Origin of the sequence: Nonomuraea turcica, assembly GCF_030718205.1 — a bacterium.
Taxonomy (GTDB): Bacteria; Actinomycetota; Actinomycetes; order Streptosporangiales; family Streptosporangiaceae; genus Nonomuraea.
The window spans coordinates 318,311-331,772 of sequence record NZ_JAUZQF010000003.1 but is presented as its reverse complement, the minus strand read 5'-3'; the positions used below and the strand labels follow the sequence as shown (position 1 = coordinate 331,772).

Sequence of the window (13,462 nt, the reverse complement as noted above, 5' to 3'; positions counted from 1 at the left end):
GATCATGTGTAGCTCGAGAACGAGCCGAAGGACGAGGCCGACGAGGCTGGGCAGGACGCGCTGGACACCGTCGAAGCGGTGGAGGCGGAGTTGATGCAGGGGCCCGCGGCGGCGGCGCCGTCCGTCAGGGACTCCAGTTCCAGCGATTCCGTTATCGCGTATAGCTCGAGCTGGTCGTTGTCCATCTTCTTTCACTCCCTTCTCTGGTCGCGGAGTTCTCGCCCGACTGCCAGGGCGAAGACGTGGTGACGGCTGGTGCCGTCGGCGCGCAGCGGCCGCCGGACCGCGGCGGGGATGAAGCCGGCGAACACCGTGCCGGCCAGGCCGAGGGCGATCGCCTCGAGCCACATCGTGTAGGCGGCGGCGCCGGCGCGCCCGAGCACGAGACGGTAGCCGTGGGCGCCGTGCGCCCGGTCGGCCTCGGTCAGGTCCACGGCGATCGAGACGATGGCCGGGGCGTGGCAGAACTCCGTCTGCAGTGTCAGGTTCTCCAGCTCGTCCGGCGGCGGCAGCGGCGCGACCGGTGAGAAGACACGCGGCCCGGCGTCGAAGCGGAACATGGCCGGTTCGACACCCGCTACGTCGAAGGCGACCACGTCGGTCTGCAGCGGTTGCTCGCCGGGCCAGGCGCCGGCGTCGTCCCTGATCCCGCTGACGATCACGTCCGCAAGCAGCTCGGCGGGGATCGGTTCCGGAGCGAAGAAGCGCTGGGAGCGCCGCCGTACCAGGGTGTCGAGCAGGTCGGCGCGGCTGCCCGCGTGTCCCCCGGCCCGTACGCCCGGCCCGATCGTCGCCGGTCCCACCGGAGCCGGGGCGGCGGCCCCCATGCCGTCCGGCGGGACGCGGAATGCCTGGATGAGCTCGGTGGCGAGCGCGTGCGCGTTGGTCATCGGCTCTCCCCCAGATCCGCCACGGCGGTGATCGGCTGCACGTCCGGGTCGATCCCGAGCAGCGCCGCGACGGCGGTGTCGTCCCACCGCCCGCGCAGGCGGAAGCCGACGCCCAGGGCCCGCGCGGTGAGCCGGCCGGCGGCCTGCGCGCAGCCGCTGTCCAGCAGCACGATGCGGAGCGCGAAGGCCGCGTACTTGCGCGCGACCTTGCTGAAGTCACCGGTCAGCACCAGGCTCGCGGGGCTGTCACCGGCCGGAACCTGGCCGACCGGCACCTGGCCGGCGGGCATGTTCTCGGCGGGCAGGGTTGTGGCCGACAGCCAGGCGAGGCGATGGTCGGGTGCGACGTAGCCGTACAGGCCGGGCTCGACTCCCGGGACGTCGCGGACCGCGACATAGGCGACGACCGATCCGATGTTGCCCCCGCTGGCCGTCCACCGGAACAGCCGCTCCTTGCTGTCGGCCTTGACGCCGGCCGTCACGGCCAGCAGGAGCGAGAGCCGCTCGGCGTCCAGCTTGGCCGACGCGGGACGGGCCAGCAGCTCGAAGTCGGGCGGCGGCAGGTCGACGGGCCGGGCCGAGGGCCAGGTGCGCGCGATGCGCTGCAGCGCCATGTTGGAGGGCTTGTAGTGCATCTGGTGGGCTTTGAGGTCCGCGTGCTCCTTCGGCGGGAACGCGATCGCGGCCTCGTACCGGGCGGCCAGCGGGGCACGGGCGAGCGGCGTGCCGTGCTCCCGCGGCTGGGCCGAGCAGTCCGGGCATCCTGGCCTGGTCGCGGCCGACAGGTCACGCTGGGCCAGCGTCTCCAGATCCACCGATCGCCAGCGCATCGGCAGCGGCCCGGTGACGGCGCGCGAGACGTACGCGAACAGGTCCCTGGCCAGCAGGCCGGCCGCCAGCTCGGCGTCGCCGTTCGCGGCGTGCCTGCCGTCCGGTTCCTCTTCGGCCACACGGCAGGTCATACAGGCCGTCACGCGCGGGTCGACCAGCGGGCCGAGCACCGCCGTACGGCCGTGCACGCGCAGCCGCAGCAACGGCAGCCCCCGCTCCCAGCAGTCCCGCGCGGGCCCTTCGCCGCCGTCGTCCACCCACACCGCGAGGGTGGTCGCGGCGTCCGGCACGGTACCCGCGGCCAGGCTGACGCGTAGCGCGGGCGTGAGCTCCTCGGCCAGCGCGGCGGCGGCCCGTCCGGTGCCGAAGACCTCGACGCGGGCCGCGGCGAGCCTGGCCGCCGCCTGCTCCCAGGCGGGGTTCGCGCCCGTGGAATCGCCCAGCCGGGACAGGAAGTCCGCGAGGTCGGGGCTGACCTGCGGCGCCGGCCCCTCGGGCGGCCCTTCCTCGATGACCCCGCACGTCCACAGCAGCGACAGCGCCTGGAAGACCGATTCCTCCGGTATCCCCAGCTCACCGGCCAGCTCGGCGTGGCCGCGGACGCCGTCGAGCAGCGCGAGCAGGCCCGGCAGCAGCTCGGTGGCGGACCTGCCGCGCAGCAGCTGCCGCTTCGGCCCTCCGGTCACCACCACCTGATCGGCCTCATAGTCGATGGCCAGCCCGCGGCGCATCCTCGGCCTGAGCGGGACGCGGATCTGCGGGTCGAACCGGGCCGCCGCGCCCATGGCCGCTGCGGTGATCATGGACTCGCCGGTCATGCCCGCACCCCTTCGAACATGCGGCGCAGCTCCGCCGCCGCGTCCCTGTCGGCCTTGCGGCAGCGCGGGCAACGGTCCACCGCGACGACGCCGGCGCTCGCGGTCACCCCGTCGACCTGGCCGAACGTGCGTACCGTCGCGCCGATCGAGCCGGGCGCGGGGCCGCCGCGCGCCTCGTCGATCGCCTGGCGGGCGAACCCGGCGGCGATGCCTACGTGGTGCTCCGGGTAGCCGGTGACGGGGCCCTCCCCGGGACCCGGCGGCCGCCCGTGCTGGGCGCGGCGCTTGACGTAGCAGGAGTGGCAGGCGGTGCGGCCCGGCACGACGACCGGCCCGCAGCGCACCTCCGTCGCGGTCATCGTGACCGGGAACCAGGGCACCCGCCAGGCGTGGGCCGCCCGGTCCACCGCCTCGGCCAGGCGCGGCCGTTCGTGCGCGGTGGCCAGCACGATGAGATCGGCGTACGGCCACAGGCTGGGATGCGTGCCTTCGTCGGCGGCTTGCACGGCTGTCCGGACGTCGGCGGGGCAGGTACGGCGGAGCCGCCCGGCCACGGCGTGGCCGAACGATCCCGCGGCGAGGATCAGCAGGGAGTAGCTCACAGGCACCTCACGCGAACGGCTGGGGCAGCGGGTTGACGTCGGCCTCGTCGAGCACCGGATGTCCCATCGCCGCCGGGGCGGCGTAGAGCCGGGGATGGGCGAGGTAGCGTGCCCGATGGGCGAAGGACAGCGGCATCAGCTCGGGCACCAGGACGCGTACGACGCTCGCGCCGACCTGCCTGGCCTCGTCCGTGGTGAGGTCCACGGCGACGACCTCGCATCCGGCCCGGTGCAAGCGGTCGAGCAGCCACGCCAGCGGCTGCTCCCCCGGGCCGGGGCGGGGCAGGTCGGATGGCGTCCGCACCGGCCGCGGGCCCTCCAGCAGGAAGTCGAAACGGTGCCGCCGATCGAGGGGGCCGGACTCCAGCGCGCCGGCGACCACACCGAGGACCTCGCCCGGCTGGGTCGCGCGCCTTCTCGGGCTCATCGCCCGCAGCGCGATACGCAGCGACGCGGCCTCGCGGAACAGCTTGGCGACGGCCCGGCCCGGGTCCACGTCGCAGGTGGCGATCACGACCTGGGCGAGGTCCCGGTCGTGGTCGGCGAGTTGCACCCCGTAGACGACCGGCACGCCGAGGTCGGTGGTGGCGTCGAACAGCAGCGTGCGGATGTTCTCCGAAGCGCCGCGGTCGACGTAGGCCCGGTGCTCGGGCGCGAGCTCGTCAAGGTCGAGCTCCAGCCGGGGCAGCCGCAGCCGCTGCAGCCAGGTCAGGCTGATGGAGTCGCGCTCGACGACCTCCAGCAGGCCGTTGGTGACGGCCGACAGCGGGTCGGCGTGCGCGGCGCAGCCGGTCGAGACGTTGTGCGTGTACCGCTCGGCCGCGGACTCCGGCGGGAACTTCAGGTAAACCTGGACGGCGGGCACGTAGACCGGGCGGCCGCGGGTGAAGGACCACCCGAGGACCCACCGGAGTGGGACGCGGGGGTCGCTGGGCACCAGGCCGCAGCGCGGGTCGGCGAGTTCGGCCGCCGAGCAGGCCGGCCACCGCGCCGGCGGGATGGCGTCCTCACCCAGCTCGTCCGCCGTCGCCCAGACGAGCCTGTCGGGGTTCCACGCGCAGGAGGAATACCGCTCCAGGGACTCCGCGATCGCCAGGTGGGCGGCGGTCTCCCGGTCGAGGGCTCCCCCCGCCCCGTCGAAATTGCCCGACGATGGGTCGTGCTCCCACCCGGCCTGCACGCTGAGCGCGGCGCCCGGGTTGCCGAGCGCGCCTGTGTAGATCGGGAAATCGGGCTCGCCTTCAGCGCCGGGTAACCAGGTCAACCGCGACACCAGGCCGTACGGCGAGACGAGCTTGCTCATCTCGCGTAGCGACGCCGGGACGACGTCGGCCTTCATGATTGAACCTCCCCGTAGTGTGCGAGGGGCCGTTCCCCCGAGGGGCGCCCGCGCTTGTCCCAAGTCTCACCTTTGTGCACTTCCTCCTCGCTTCCTCGTGTTTCCGCAGGTGAAGCCGGGACGTGAAGAGCCGCCCCGGTCCGGCGGACCAGAGCGGCTCGTACGCGGATGTCAGGCCAGGTCTCTGCGGGAGTGCACCACACAGGCGGCGGCCACCACGACCGCCACCATCGCCGCGAAGACGGCGAGCCCCGGGAGCGGCCCGAGCACGCCGATGATGGAGGCGTTGGCGCCCACGGTCTTGAACGGCAGGTACGCCGACACCGAGCTGGGCAGCACGAACAGCAGGACCTGCTCGAAGCCGAGCGCCCAGATCAGGAGGGTTGCCACCGCCGCGGCCGTGCTCTTGAACAGCAGCCCCACCGCCACACCGAGCACGGTGGCCAGCGGGATCGCGAGCAGAATCGCGAGCAGGACCACGAAGCCGCCGCCGGACACCGGCGAGAAAGGCCCCGCGGCGCCGATGAGACCGCCGAGGTAGCCCACGACCAGCCCGGCCAGTGCCACGACCAGACCGGCCGCCGCGGCGGCGGTGAACTTGGCCGCGAGCAGCCGCCCGCGCCACGGCACCATCACGGAGGCCACGCGCAGGGTCCCGTTGCGCAGATCGGCGGTGGCGATCAGGACGCCGATGACCATCGTCACGTACAGCAGCACGTCCGACGGGATCGCGATGGCGTTGACCGAACCGCCCGCAGTGGAGCCCATGTCGCCGCGCGCGATCAGCGGGATGTTCCCCTGGGCGTCGATGGAGCCGGCGATGACCAGCGCGCCCGCGCCGGTGAGCAGCATGGCCACTACCGCCGCGACGAGGTAGGCGGGAATGGTACGAATCTTGATCACTTCTGCGGACACGATGTCGGCGAAGCTCATGAGCTATCCCACCTCCCCTTGGATCTCGCTCCGTTCGACCGTGGCCTTGGCGAACGCGGTCTGCAGGCTGCGCTCCTCGGCGAGGCCGAAGACCGCGACGCCCGCGTCCCTCGCCAGCTCGCCGAGCTGCTCCGCGGCCAGGCCGGTGACCTGCAGCCGCTGGCCGTCGGTGTCGAGCACCTGACCGCCCGCCTGTATCACGGCCGCGCCGAGTGCCTGCGGCTTGTCGGTCATCACCCGGATCGTCTGGGCCTGGAAGCGCTCGATGAACGCGGCGGCCGAGCCACTACCGATGATCTTGCTCTGCGCGATCACGACGAGGTCGTCGACCAGGTCTTCCAGCTCGGCCAGCAGGTGGCTGGAGACGAAGACCGTCCTGCCCTGGTCTCTGAACGTACGCAGCAGCTCCTTCATCCAGGTGATGCCCTCGGGGTCGAGGCCGTTCATGGGCTCGTCGAGCATGACGATCTCGGGGTTGCCGATGAGGGCTATGGCCAGCGCCAAGCGCTGCCGCATGCCGAGGGAGAACCGCCCGGCACGCTGGCCCGCCACCTTCGTCAGGCCGACGCGGTCCAGGAGCGCCTCGGCCTGGCCGGCGGGAACCCCGGCCAGTTTGGCCGCCCACCTGACGCTGTCGATGGCGCGACGCGCCGGGTGCGCGCACTCGGTGTCCAGCGCGGCACCGATCTTGCGGGCAGGGACCGGCCATTCGCCGATCGGCTTGCCGTCGATGAGCGCGGCTCCGGAAGTGGGGTGATCAAGCCCCAGAAACAGCCGCATGGTGGTGGATTTACCCGCGCCGTTCGGCCCGAGGAATCCGGTTATCGCCCCCGATCTAATGGCGAAGCTCGCGTTGCTTACCGCGAGGACAGGGCCATATCGCTTCGTTAAGTTCTTTGCCTGCAGCATCGGCTTCATGCTCAGCGCAACCACCACTTCCGAGTCGCACACCCCGTGAGAGATATGTCCGTTTTGTGTCGTAGATAGTGATTTGTGAGGACATGTGAAGTTGGCGGCCCAAGAGAGAACTTTCCCCCGATCTCTCGCTTGAGAAAACATGCAAACACCGGTGAATTCGCCTGTCAATCACCGATCCGACGGCCATTGGGGCTCCAGCTCGGCCGCAAAGATCCTCTTGCAGGGGGCTTGAGCTGCATGAACACCGATCGATCGGGCCGGTTGCGGGCAACCCTGCAAGCTGGGGGGTTCCATCTGGTAGGGGAGGCGACCTATGATGCGGTCGTGGCCCGAGTCCTTTATGTCACCCTTATGGGCTTACTCCGGCACTAGTCTGTCTACATATTCGGCGAAATATTGGTCTTTAGTTCGCCATTGTGGCTTGCTACGCTGATAAGCATTCTGGGGGGAACTCAGGCCGCCAGCCGCTGCACGACTGAGAGCGCGAACGGGGAAGCATGCACGGCGAACCTGATGACGTGATGCGTGAATCCGCTGCCCATGAAAATGGCTTCGATCCCAGCGCGACGACGCAGTGGGTGAAGCGCAAAGCGTCGTCTGGGGCGCTCGATCCCGACCGTGAACGGGCACTCCGCTTCCCTCCGCCCAACCGCCTGCCCGACGACCTCTCGGCCGCTCCCACCTCCCCGCAGTCCGACCAGCGGCCCCGCCCGCCGTCGGGAAACGGCACACCCTTCCCGCCCCAGCCACACGCCTTTACGCCTGCCGCATCGGACCCGGAGGCGCCCGCCTGGCCACCATCCGCATCGGACCCGGAGCCGGTCGCCTGGACACCCGCCGCATCGGCCCCGGAGGCGCACGCCTGGACACCCACCCCACCGGACCCGGAGCCGCACGCCTGGGCACCCGCCCCATCGGACCCAGAGCCGCACGCCTGGACACCCGCGGAGCCGAGCCTGCGGACACCGGCCGGCCCGGCCCAGGACGCGCCCGTCTGGGGCGGCCCGCCGGAGCCCGACGAGACCACCTCAGAGAGCCTGCGGCCCGACCGGCTGCTGCGCAACCGCAGGCGCCCGCCGACCGGCGGCTGGCGGCGGCTGGTGTACACGATCAGCGGCGGCCTCATCCACCCACGGCCCTCCAAGCAGGAACGCCATCGCCAGGAGCTGATCGAGCGCATCAGGCGGCCGGTGGCCAAGGGCCACTACAGGGTGGCGGTGATGAGCCTGAAGGGCGGAGTCGGCAAGACGACCACGACCATCGCGCTCGGCTCCACGCTGGCCGCCCAGCGCGGCGACCGGGTCATCGCCGTGGACGCCAACCCCGACAGGGGCACGCTGTCGGACAAGCTCAGGCTGGAGTCCCCTTCGACGGTCAGGCACCTGCTCAACGACCGGGCGGGCATCAAGCGCTACGCCGACGTCCGCTCGTACACGTCCCAGGCGCCATCGCGCCTGGAGGTGCTGGCCTCCGACCGGGACCCGGCGATCTCGGAGGCGTTCGACGCGGAGGACTACGCGGCCGTCGCCGAGCTGCTCGACCAGTTCTACTCCATAGCGATCACCGACTGCGGCACCGGCATGCTGCATTCGGCGATGAGCGCGATCCTCACCATGGCCGACCAGATCGTGCTGGTCAGCCCGGTCACGGTGGACGGCGCGCGGTCGGCCTCCGCGACGCTCGACTGGCTGCAGGCCCACGGTCACCGGCCGCTGGCCGCCGAGGCCGTGGTGGTGCTGTCGGCGGTCAAGAAGACGCGCAAGAGCTCGGTGGACGTCGAGGAGCTGAAGCAGCACTTCGCCAAGCGCTGCCGGGCGGTGGTCGGCGTGCCGTTCGACCCGCACCTGGAGGAGGGCTACGAGGTGGACCTGGATCTGCTGCGGCCGGCCACCAGGGACACCTACTTGGAGCTGGCCTCCGTCATCGCGGACGGGTTCTCCAAGCGGGATCGGACATGAGCGCTCTGCTGCGGGTCGAAGGGCTGGAGGCGACGCGCGCCGGCGTCAAGGCGCTGGACGGGGTGTCGTTCACGGTACGGCCCGGAGAGGTGATCTGCGTGGTCGGCCCCGCGGGCAGCGGGAAGACGACGCTCGTGGAATGCCTGGCAGGCGAGCGTGAGCCGGATGCCGGCCAGATCGAGTACACCGGCCGCCGTGACGGCCTGGCCGCGGTCCTGCAGGACGACTGCCCGCCGGGCAGGGCGAAGGTAGGCGAAGTGATCGCGCTGTTCGCCGGCCTGTACGGCACGCGCGGGCTGTCTTCCCACCTGATCGAGCTGCTCGCCTTGGGCCCGCTGCTGACCAGGCGGTTCGCCTCGCTTACCGACAGCGAGCGGCGGCGCGCCCAGCTCGCACTGGCACTGGCAGGCAACCCCGAGCTGGTGGTGCTGGACGAGCCGACCGCCGGCCTGCGCGACGGCGGCGGCCGGCGGGTGGAGCGAGTGATCGACGAGCTGCGGACCGGGTACGGCGCGGCCTGCCTCACCATGGACGACCTGGCCCAGGCCGAACGGCTGGCCGACCGGGTGGTGCTGCTGCGCCGCGGCACCGTGCTGGCGCAGGCGGAGCCTCAGCGGCTGGTGCGGCTGCTCGGCGCCGACTGGGCGCTGCGCGTGCCGCCGCACGTGCCGGTGGGCGAGCCGCCCGACGTGCGCGTGCTCCGCTGCGCCGCCTCGACCTACCTGTACGGCGGGCGCGAGGCGCTGGAGCGGGCGGGCAGGGACCTCCCTGGCGCGTCGGGGCCGATCAGGCGGACCTCCCTGCGCGACGCCTACCTCGTGCTGTCCGCCGAGCCGGTGTCCGCGGGCCCGCCTGCGCTCACCGGCCGCCTGGTGGGTCCGCGCGAGCTGGGGGTGAGCTCATGAGGCGGTCGTTGTGGGCGCTGGTGCGCGGCGAGGCGGCGGTGCTGGCCAGGACGCCGTGGGCGTTGCTCACGGCGGTGGCCTTGCCGTTCGCCGTATGGCTGCTGGTGATGCTGTTCATCGGCTCGTCGTTTCCCGGGATGGAGTTCGGCGCCATGCCGGGGGTGCGGGTGGTGGACCGCATGGTGGCCGAGCTGGCGGTGACCGTGGCGGTCTTCGCGGGGATCGTGGTGGTCACGCTGCACGTGGCGCGGGCGCGGGCCTGTGGGATGGCGCGGTGGCTGCGCCGTACGCCGATGCGCGACGGCTCGTACTTCGCGGCGCAGGTGATCGTGGCGGGCGGCCTGGTGGTGGTGTCGGTCGCGGTGTTCGCGGCGGTGATGTCGGCGATCTACGGGGCTCCGGCGGGATGGCGCCCGCTGTCGTTCGCGGGGACGCTGGTCGTGGTGTGCTACTGCGCCTTCAGCGTCGGGCTGCTGCTGGGCGGGCTGCGGATGCCGCAGTCGGCCGCCAGGGTAGCGGCACCGATGATCTTCGTGGTGCTGTTCGTCACCAGCGGCATGGGGGTGCCACGTGAGGGGTGGCGGCAGGTCGCGCCGTGGCTGTACGAGATCACCACGGTGAACCCGCTGGCGCAACTGGCCGACTTCGTCTTCGACGCCGCCTACCTGGGGAAACCGTCGGCCACGTGGCCGGCGGTCGTGGCGCTGACCGTCGCGGCGCTGGTGGTGAACGCGGGCACCCGGCGGGCCTTCGACTGGAGCGGGCGGCTGGAACCGAGTACGTGACGACTGGGGGTACGGGGGACATGCGCAAGCTGCTGTGCGTCGTGGCGGGGGCCGCGACGCTGACACTCGGCTGTGCCGAGCGCGACGCCAGGCATCCGATCGCGATCGCGATCGCGGGCAAGTCGCCGGGGGCCGCGGCCACACCGGCGGCGGCGTCCAGCGCGGTGGCCAAGCCGAAGCAGGGTGCCACGCTCAGCCCGGCCGACGCGCAGGCCCAGTTCACCCAGTGCGTGCGGAAGAACGGGATCGACATGCCGGACTTCGACTCCGCTGAGGCGCGGACCTGGCGGTACACCGGTGACCAGGCCACCCTGCAGAAGGCGATCAAGGCGTGCGAGGAGTACGCAAAGCAGATCCCCAACCCCTACGACGACCCGAAGGTACGCGACCAGCTCGTCAAGTTCGCCCGGTGCATGCGCGACCAGGGCATCGACATGCCGGACCCGCCGCAGCAGAACTGGAGCCTCGACCCCAACGCTCCGGCTTTCCAGAAGGCCATGGCCGCGTGCCGGCAGCACATGCCGAGCTTCGGCGGCTCCCAGTGAACGGGCCGGTCAAGGGCGTGCTCGTGGCCGTGGCGACGGTCGCCGCCGGCACGGCGGTGACGGCGGGCGGGGTGTTCGCCGCGGCGGCGCTCTTCGACGACGGCCCGCGCGCCACGGCGGCCGCCCCGCCCAGCCGGCCACCCGTCACCGCCACAGGGGAGATCGTCAAGGGCGACCTCGTGGACAAGGAGACCGTGGACGGCAAGCTCACCTACGGCACGGGCCGGACCATCAAGGCGGGCACGGCGGGCACGGTGACGAGCCTCCCCGCGGAGGGCAAGGTGGTCGAGCGCGGCGAGCCGCTCTACCGCGTCGACCGCAAGCCGCTGATTCTCCTGTACGGCGACCTGCCCGCGTACCGGACACTGGCCGAAGGGGTCAAGAAGGGCCCTGACGTCAGGCAGCTCGAGCGGAACCTGAAGGAGCTCGGCTTCGCCAAAGGCGTCACGGTGGACACCCGCTTCACCGAGGCGACGGCGCGCGCCGTACGGAGATGGCAGAAGCACAATGGGCTGGAGCGCACCGGCAGAACAGGCGCGCAGGAGATCGTCTTCCTGCGGGGACCCGCCCGGATCGGTGAGACGGATGTGGAGGTCGGCGACCGGGTGGCACCGCAGCGGCCGGTCCTGCGCGTGACCTCGACGGACCGGCTTGTCCGCGTCGAGCTCGACGCCGACGACCAGGATCTGGCCAGGGTCGGTGAGAAGGTCGCGGTCAAGCTGGCCGAGGGCAAGAGCGTCAAGGGGTCGGTCTCGAAGGTGGCCAAAGTGGCCAAGCTCGTCAAACAATCGGGGAACGACGAGGGCCGGGCCGTGATCGAGGTGGAGATCGAGGTCCCGGCCAAGAACGCGGGCGTGCTGGACGAGGCCCCCGTGACGGTCGAGCTCCGGCGGCTGCGCGCGGAGAACGTCCTGAGCGTGCCGGTCGAGGCGCTGCTCGCGCTGCCCAGCGGCTACGGCGTGGAGGTGGTGGGCCAGGGCGGGAGCGTCACGCGGGTGCCAGTGACGACCGGGGTGTTCGGCGACGGCCGCGTGGAGGTACGCGGCGCCGGGCTCGCCGCGGGTATGAAGGTCGCGGTGTCGGGCCGATGAGGGTCCTGGAGATCCGCCGGGTGAGCAAGAGTTACGGCAACGTGCGCGCGCTGCGCGAGGTGGACCTGACCGTCCACGCGGGCGAGATGGTGGCCATCGTCGGCCCGTCGGGGTCGGGCAAGTCGACGCTGCTGCAGATCGCGGGCACGCTGGACCGGCCCACCTCGGGCACGGTGCGGGTGGCCGGGCACGACGTCAACGCGCTGTCGGACAACGAGCTGTCGGCGCTGCGCGCCCGCTACATCGGTTTCGTCTTCCAGCAGTTCCATCTGGCCCCGGAACTCTCGGCGCTGGACAACGTCGCCGACGGGCTGCTCTACTCCGGCCTGCCGCGGCGGCGCAGACGTGAGCGGGCGAGAACCGCGCTGCAGCGGGTGAGGCTGGCCGACCGGCTGGAGCACCGGCCGCACCAGTTGTCCGGCGGGCAGATGCAGCGGGTGGCCGTGGCCAGGGCCGTCGCGGGTCAGCCACCGCTGCTGCTGGCCGACGAGCCGACCGGCAACCTGGACACCGAGGCGAGCGCCGAGGTGCTGTCGGTCTTCCGCGCGCTGAACGCGGCCGGCGTCACCATCGTGCTGATCACGCACGACGTGGACGTGGCGGCGGCCTGCCCGCGCCGGGTCTGGGTCCGCGACGGCCGGGTCACCTCGTCATGACCAGGCTCCGGCCGGTCCGGCTGCGCCCCGCCGACATGGCCAGGCTGGGGGTGTCCGGGCTGCGCGCCAGGCCGTTGCGCGCCCTGCTCGCGGCGCTGGGCATCGCGGTAGGCATCGCCACCATGGTGACGGTCGTCGGGATCTCGGCCTCCAGCCAGGAGCGGCTGCTGCGCCAGCTCGACGCGCTCGGCACGAACCTGCTGCGGGTCGAGCGCGGGGACAACCTCTTCGACGACGAGCCGGTCGATCTGCCGACGACGGCCGCCTCCGCCGTACGCAGGATCGACGGGGTGCAGAAGTCGAGCCAGACCGGCGAGACCGAGGCGACCGTTCGCCGCAACGACCTCATTCCCACGTCGGTCTCGCTCGGCATCACCGTGCGTGCCACCAGCCTCGATCTGCTCGACACGCTGGACGGCCGGGTACGCGCGGGAGCCTGGCTCAATCCGGCCACCGAACGGCACCCGGTCGTGGTGCTGGGCGCGGTCGCGGCGGAGCGGCTCGGCCTCACCGCTCCCGACGCGCGGGTCTGGATCGGCAACCGGTGGTTCAGCGTCGCCGGGATCCTGGACAGGATGCCGCTGGCCGAGGAGATCGAACGCTCGGCGCTGGTGGGCTTCCCGGCGGCGAAGGAGTATCTGGACTTCGACGGCCATCCCACCACCGTCTACGAGCGCTCGGCCGACGAGTCGGTGGAAAGCGTGCGGGAGGCGCTGGCCCGCACGGTCAACCCGGAGCGGCCGGACGCGGTCAAGGTGAGCAGGCCGTCGGACGCGCTCAAGGCGAAGGCGGCGGCGGCCGGGGCGTTCACCGGTCTCATGCTCGGGCTGGGCGCGGTGGCGCTGTTCGTGGGCGCGGTCGGGGTGGCCAACACCATGGTGGTGGCGGTGCTGGAGCGGCGCAAGGAGATCGGCCTGCGCAGGTCGCTCGGCGCGACCAGGGGTCAAGTGCGGGCGCAGTTCCTGGTCGAGGCGCTGATCCTGGCGGTGTTGGGCGGGGCTGCCGGAGTGCTCGCCGGGACACTGGCCACGCTGGTCTACGCCGCGGCCAACGCGCTGCCCGCGGTGGTGCCGATGTGGGCGCTGGGCGGGGCGGCGGGGACGACGGTGGCGACCGGCGCGCTGGCAGGGCTCTATCCGGCGATCAGAGCCTCCCGCGTACCCCCTACGGTCGCGCTCTCGACCCAATGAC

The 13,462-nt window shown here is 72.1% G+C and carries 14 protein-coding genes; 7 read left to right on the top strand and 7 right to left on the bottom strand.

From position 1 onward, the window contains the following. Nucleotides 1-2: 2 nt before the first annotated feature. The 7 genes from Q9G87_RS10320 to Q9G87_RS10290 all read right to left on the bottom strand — a co-directional run bounded on the left by Q9G87_RS10320 (nucleotide 3) and on the right by Q9G87_RS10290 (nucleotide 6,322). Nucleotides 3-185: a thiocillin family RiPP gene (locus Q9G87_RS10320; protein ID WP_305916029.1), complete on the bottom strand. Its 183-nt coding sequence runs from the start codon at nucleotides 183-185 to the stop codon at nucleotides 3-5. A 6-nt stretch (nucleotides 186-191) separates the two neighbouring features. Beyond that, complete coding sequence (locus Q9G87_RS10315; RefSeq protein ID WP_305916028.1) at nucleotides 192-890, bottom strand: nitroreductase family protein; 699 nt, start codon at nucleotides 888-890, stop codon at nucleotides 192-194. Beyond that, nucleotides 887-2,539 carry a nitroreductase family protein gene (locus Q9G87_RS10310; RefSeq protein WP_305916027.1) on the bottom strand — a complete coding sequence of 551 codons (1,653 nt, stop codon included), beginning with the start codon at nucleotides 2,537-2,539 and terminating at the stop codon, nucleotides 887-889. Before Q9G87_RS10310 ends, Q9G87_RS10315 begins: the two co-directional genes overlap by 4 nt. Then, nucleotides 2,536-3,141 carry a hypothetical protein gene (locus Q9G87_RS10305; protein ID WP_305916026.1) on the bottom strand — a complete coding sequence of 202 codons (606 nt, stop codon included), beginning with the start codon at nucleotides 3,139-3,141 and terminating at the stop codon, nucleotides 2,536-2,538. Before Q9G87_RS10305 ends, Q9G87_RS10310 begins: the two co-directional genes overlap by 4 nt. 7 nt (nucleotides 3,142-3,148) lie before the next feature. Beyond that, nucleotides 3,149-4,480 carry a YcaO-like family protein gene (locus tag Q9G87_RS10300; RefSeq protein WP_305916025.1) on the bottom strand — a complete coding sequence of 444 codons (1,332 nt, stop codon included), beginning with the start codon at nucleotides 4,478-4,480 and terminating at the stop codon, nucleotides 3,149-3,151. Between the two features lie 171 nt (nucleotides 4,481-4,651). Beyond that, the gene (locus Q9G87_RS10295; protein WP_305916024.1) at nucleotides 4,652-5,413 is read right to left on the bottom strand and encodes a hypothetical protein; all 762 of its coding nucleotides are present in this window, start codon (nucleotides 5,411-5,413) and stop codon (nucleotides 4,652-4,654) included. A 3-nt stretch (nucleotides 5,414-5,416) separates the two neighbouring features. Then, nucleotides 5,417-6,322, bottom strand: coding sequence for an ABC transporter ATP-binding protein (locus Q9G87_RS10290; RefSeq protein ID WP_305916023.1), 906 nt, complete (start codon nucleotides 6,320-6,322; stop codon nucleotides 5,417-5,419). Nucleotides 6,323-6,909: 587 nt separating this feature from the next. Here Q9G87_RS10290 and Q9G87_RS10285 point away from each other — a divergent pair. The 7 genes from Q9G87_RS10285 to Q9G87_RS10255 are packed head-to-tail and all read left to right on the top strand — an operon-like array spanning nucleotide 6,910 to nucleotide 13,461. After that, the gene (locus Q9G87_RS10285; RefSeq protein ID WP_305916022.1) at nucleotides 6,910-8,289 is read left to right on the top strand and encodes a MinD/ParA family ATP-binding protein; all 1,380 of its coding nucleotides are present in this window, start codon (nucleotides 6,910-6,912) and stop codon (nucleotides 8,287-8,289) included. Further along, entirely contained in the window at nucleotides 8,286-9,194 is a 909-nt protein-coding gene (locus tag Q9G87_RS10280) for an ATP-binding cassette domain-containing protein (RefSeq protein WP_305916021.1), read from the top strand. The genes Q9G87_RS10285 and Q9G87_RS10280 overlap by 4 nt, the downstream gene beginning before the upstream one ends. Beyond that, nucleotides 9,191-9,979, top strand: a complete 789-nt coding sequence (locus tag Q9G87_RS10275) for an ABC transporter permease (protein ID WP_305916020.1) — start codon at nucleotides 9,191-9,193, stop codon at nucleotides 9,977-9,979. Before Q9G87_RS10280 ends, Q9G87_RS10275 begins: the two co-directional genes overlap by 4 nt. A gap of 20 nt (nucleotides 9,980-9,999) precedes the next feature. Then, nucleotides 10,000-10,524, top strand: a complete 525-nt coding sequence (locus Q9G87_RS10270) for a hypothetical protein (protein WP_305916019.1) — start codon at nucleotides 10,000-10,002, stop codon at nucleotides 10,522-10,524. Further along, nucleotides 10,485-11,615 carry an efflux RND transporter periplasmic adaptor subunit gene (locus Q9G87_RS10265; protein ID WP_305916018.1) on the top strand — a complete coding sequence of 377 codons (1,131 nt, stop codon included), beginning with the start codon at nucleotides 10,485-10,487 and terminating at the stop codon, nucleotides 11,613-11,615. Before Q9G87_RS10270 ends, Q9G87_RS10265 begins: the two co-directional genes overlap by 40 nt. Next, on the top strand, nucleotides 11,612-12,271 hold the full coding sequence (locus tag Q9G87_RS10260) for an ABC transporter ATP-binding protein (RefSeq protein ID WP_305916017.1): 660 nt from the start codon (nucleotides 11,612-11,614) through the stop codon (nucleotides 12,269-12,271). Before Q9G87_RS10265 ends, Q9G87_RS10260 begins: the two co-directional genes overlap by 4 nt. Continuing rightward, the gene (locus tag Q9G87_RS10255) at nucleotides 12,268-13,461 is read left to right on the top strand and encodes an ABC transporter permease (RefSeq protein ID WP_305916016.1); all 1,194 of its coding nucleotides are present in this window, start codon (nucleotides 12,268-12,270) and stop codon (nucleotides 13,459-13,461) included. The genes Q9G87_RS10260 and Q9G87_RS10255 overlap by 4 nt, the downstream gene beginning before the upstream one ends. Nucleotide 13,462 lies beyond the last annotated feature (1 nt).

Bases quoted from the DNA above. Each gene is read 5' to 3' on its own strand.
- Q9G87_RS10320 (WP_305916029.1), bottom strand. From the start codon at position 185: ATGGACAACGACCAGCTCGAGCTATACGCGATAACGGAATCGCTGGAA.
- Q9G87_RS10315 (WP_305916028.1), bottom strand. From the start codon at position 890: ATGACCAACGCGCACGCGCTCGCCACCGAGCTCATCCAGGCATTCCGC.
- Q9G87_RS10310 (WP_305916027.1), bottom strand. From the start codon at position 2,539: ATGACCGGCGAGTCCATGATCACCGCAGCGGCCATGGGCGCGGCGGCC.
- Q9G87_RS10300 (WP_305916025.1), bottom strand. From the start codon at position 4,480: ATGAAGGCCGACGTCGTCCCGGCGTCGCTACGCGAGATGAGCAAGCTC.
- Q9G87_RS10295 (WP_305916024.1), bottom strand. From the start codon at position 5,413: ATGAGCTTCGCCGACATCGTGTCCGCAGAAGTGATCAAGATTCGTACC.
- Q9G87_RS10290 (WP_305916023.1), bottom strand. From the start codon at position 6,322: ATGCTGCAGGCAAAGAACTTAACGAAGCGATATGGCCCTGTCCTCGCG.
- Q9G87_RS10280 (WP_305916021.1), top strand. From the start codon at position 8,286: ATGAGCGCTCTGCTGCGGGTCGAAGGGCTGGAGGCGACGCGCGCCGGC.
- Q9G87_RS10275 (WP_305916020.1), top strand. From the start codon at position 9,191: ATGAGGCGGTCGTTGTGGGCGCTGGTGCGCGGCGAGGCGGCGGTGCTG.
- Q9G87_RS10270 (WP_305916019.1), top strand. From the start codon at position 10,000: ATGCGCAAGCTGCTGTGCGTCGTGGCGGGGGCCGCGACGCTGACACTC.
- Q9G87_RS10260 (WP_305916017.1), top strand. From the start codon at position 11,612: ATGAGGGTCCTGGAGATCCGCCGGGTGAGCAAGAGTTACGGCAACGTG.
- Q9G87_RS10255 (WP_305916016.1), top strand. From the start codon at position 12,268: ATGACCAGGCTCCGGCCGGTCCGGCTGCGCCCCGCCGACATGGCCAGG.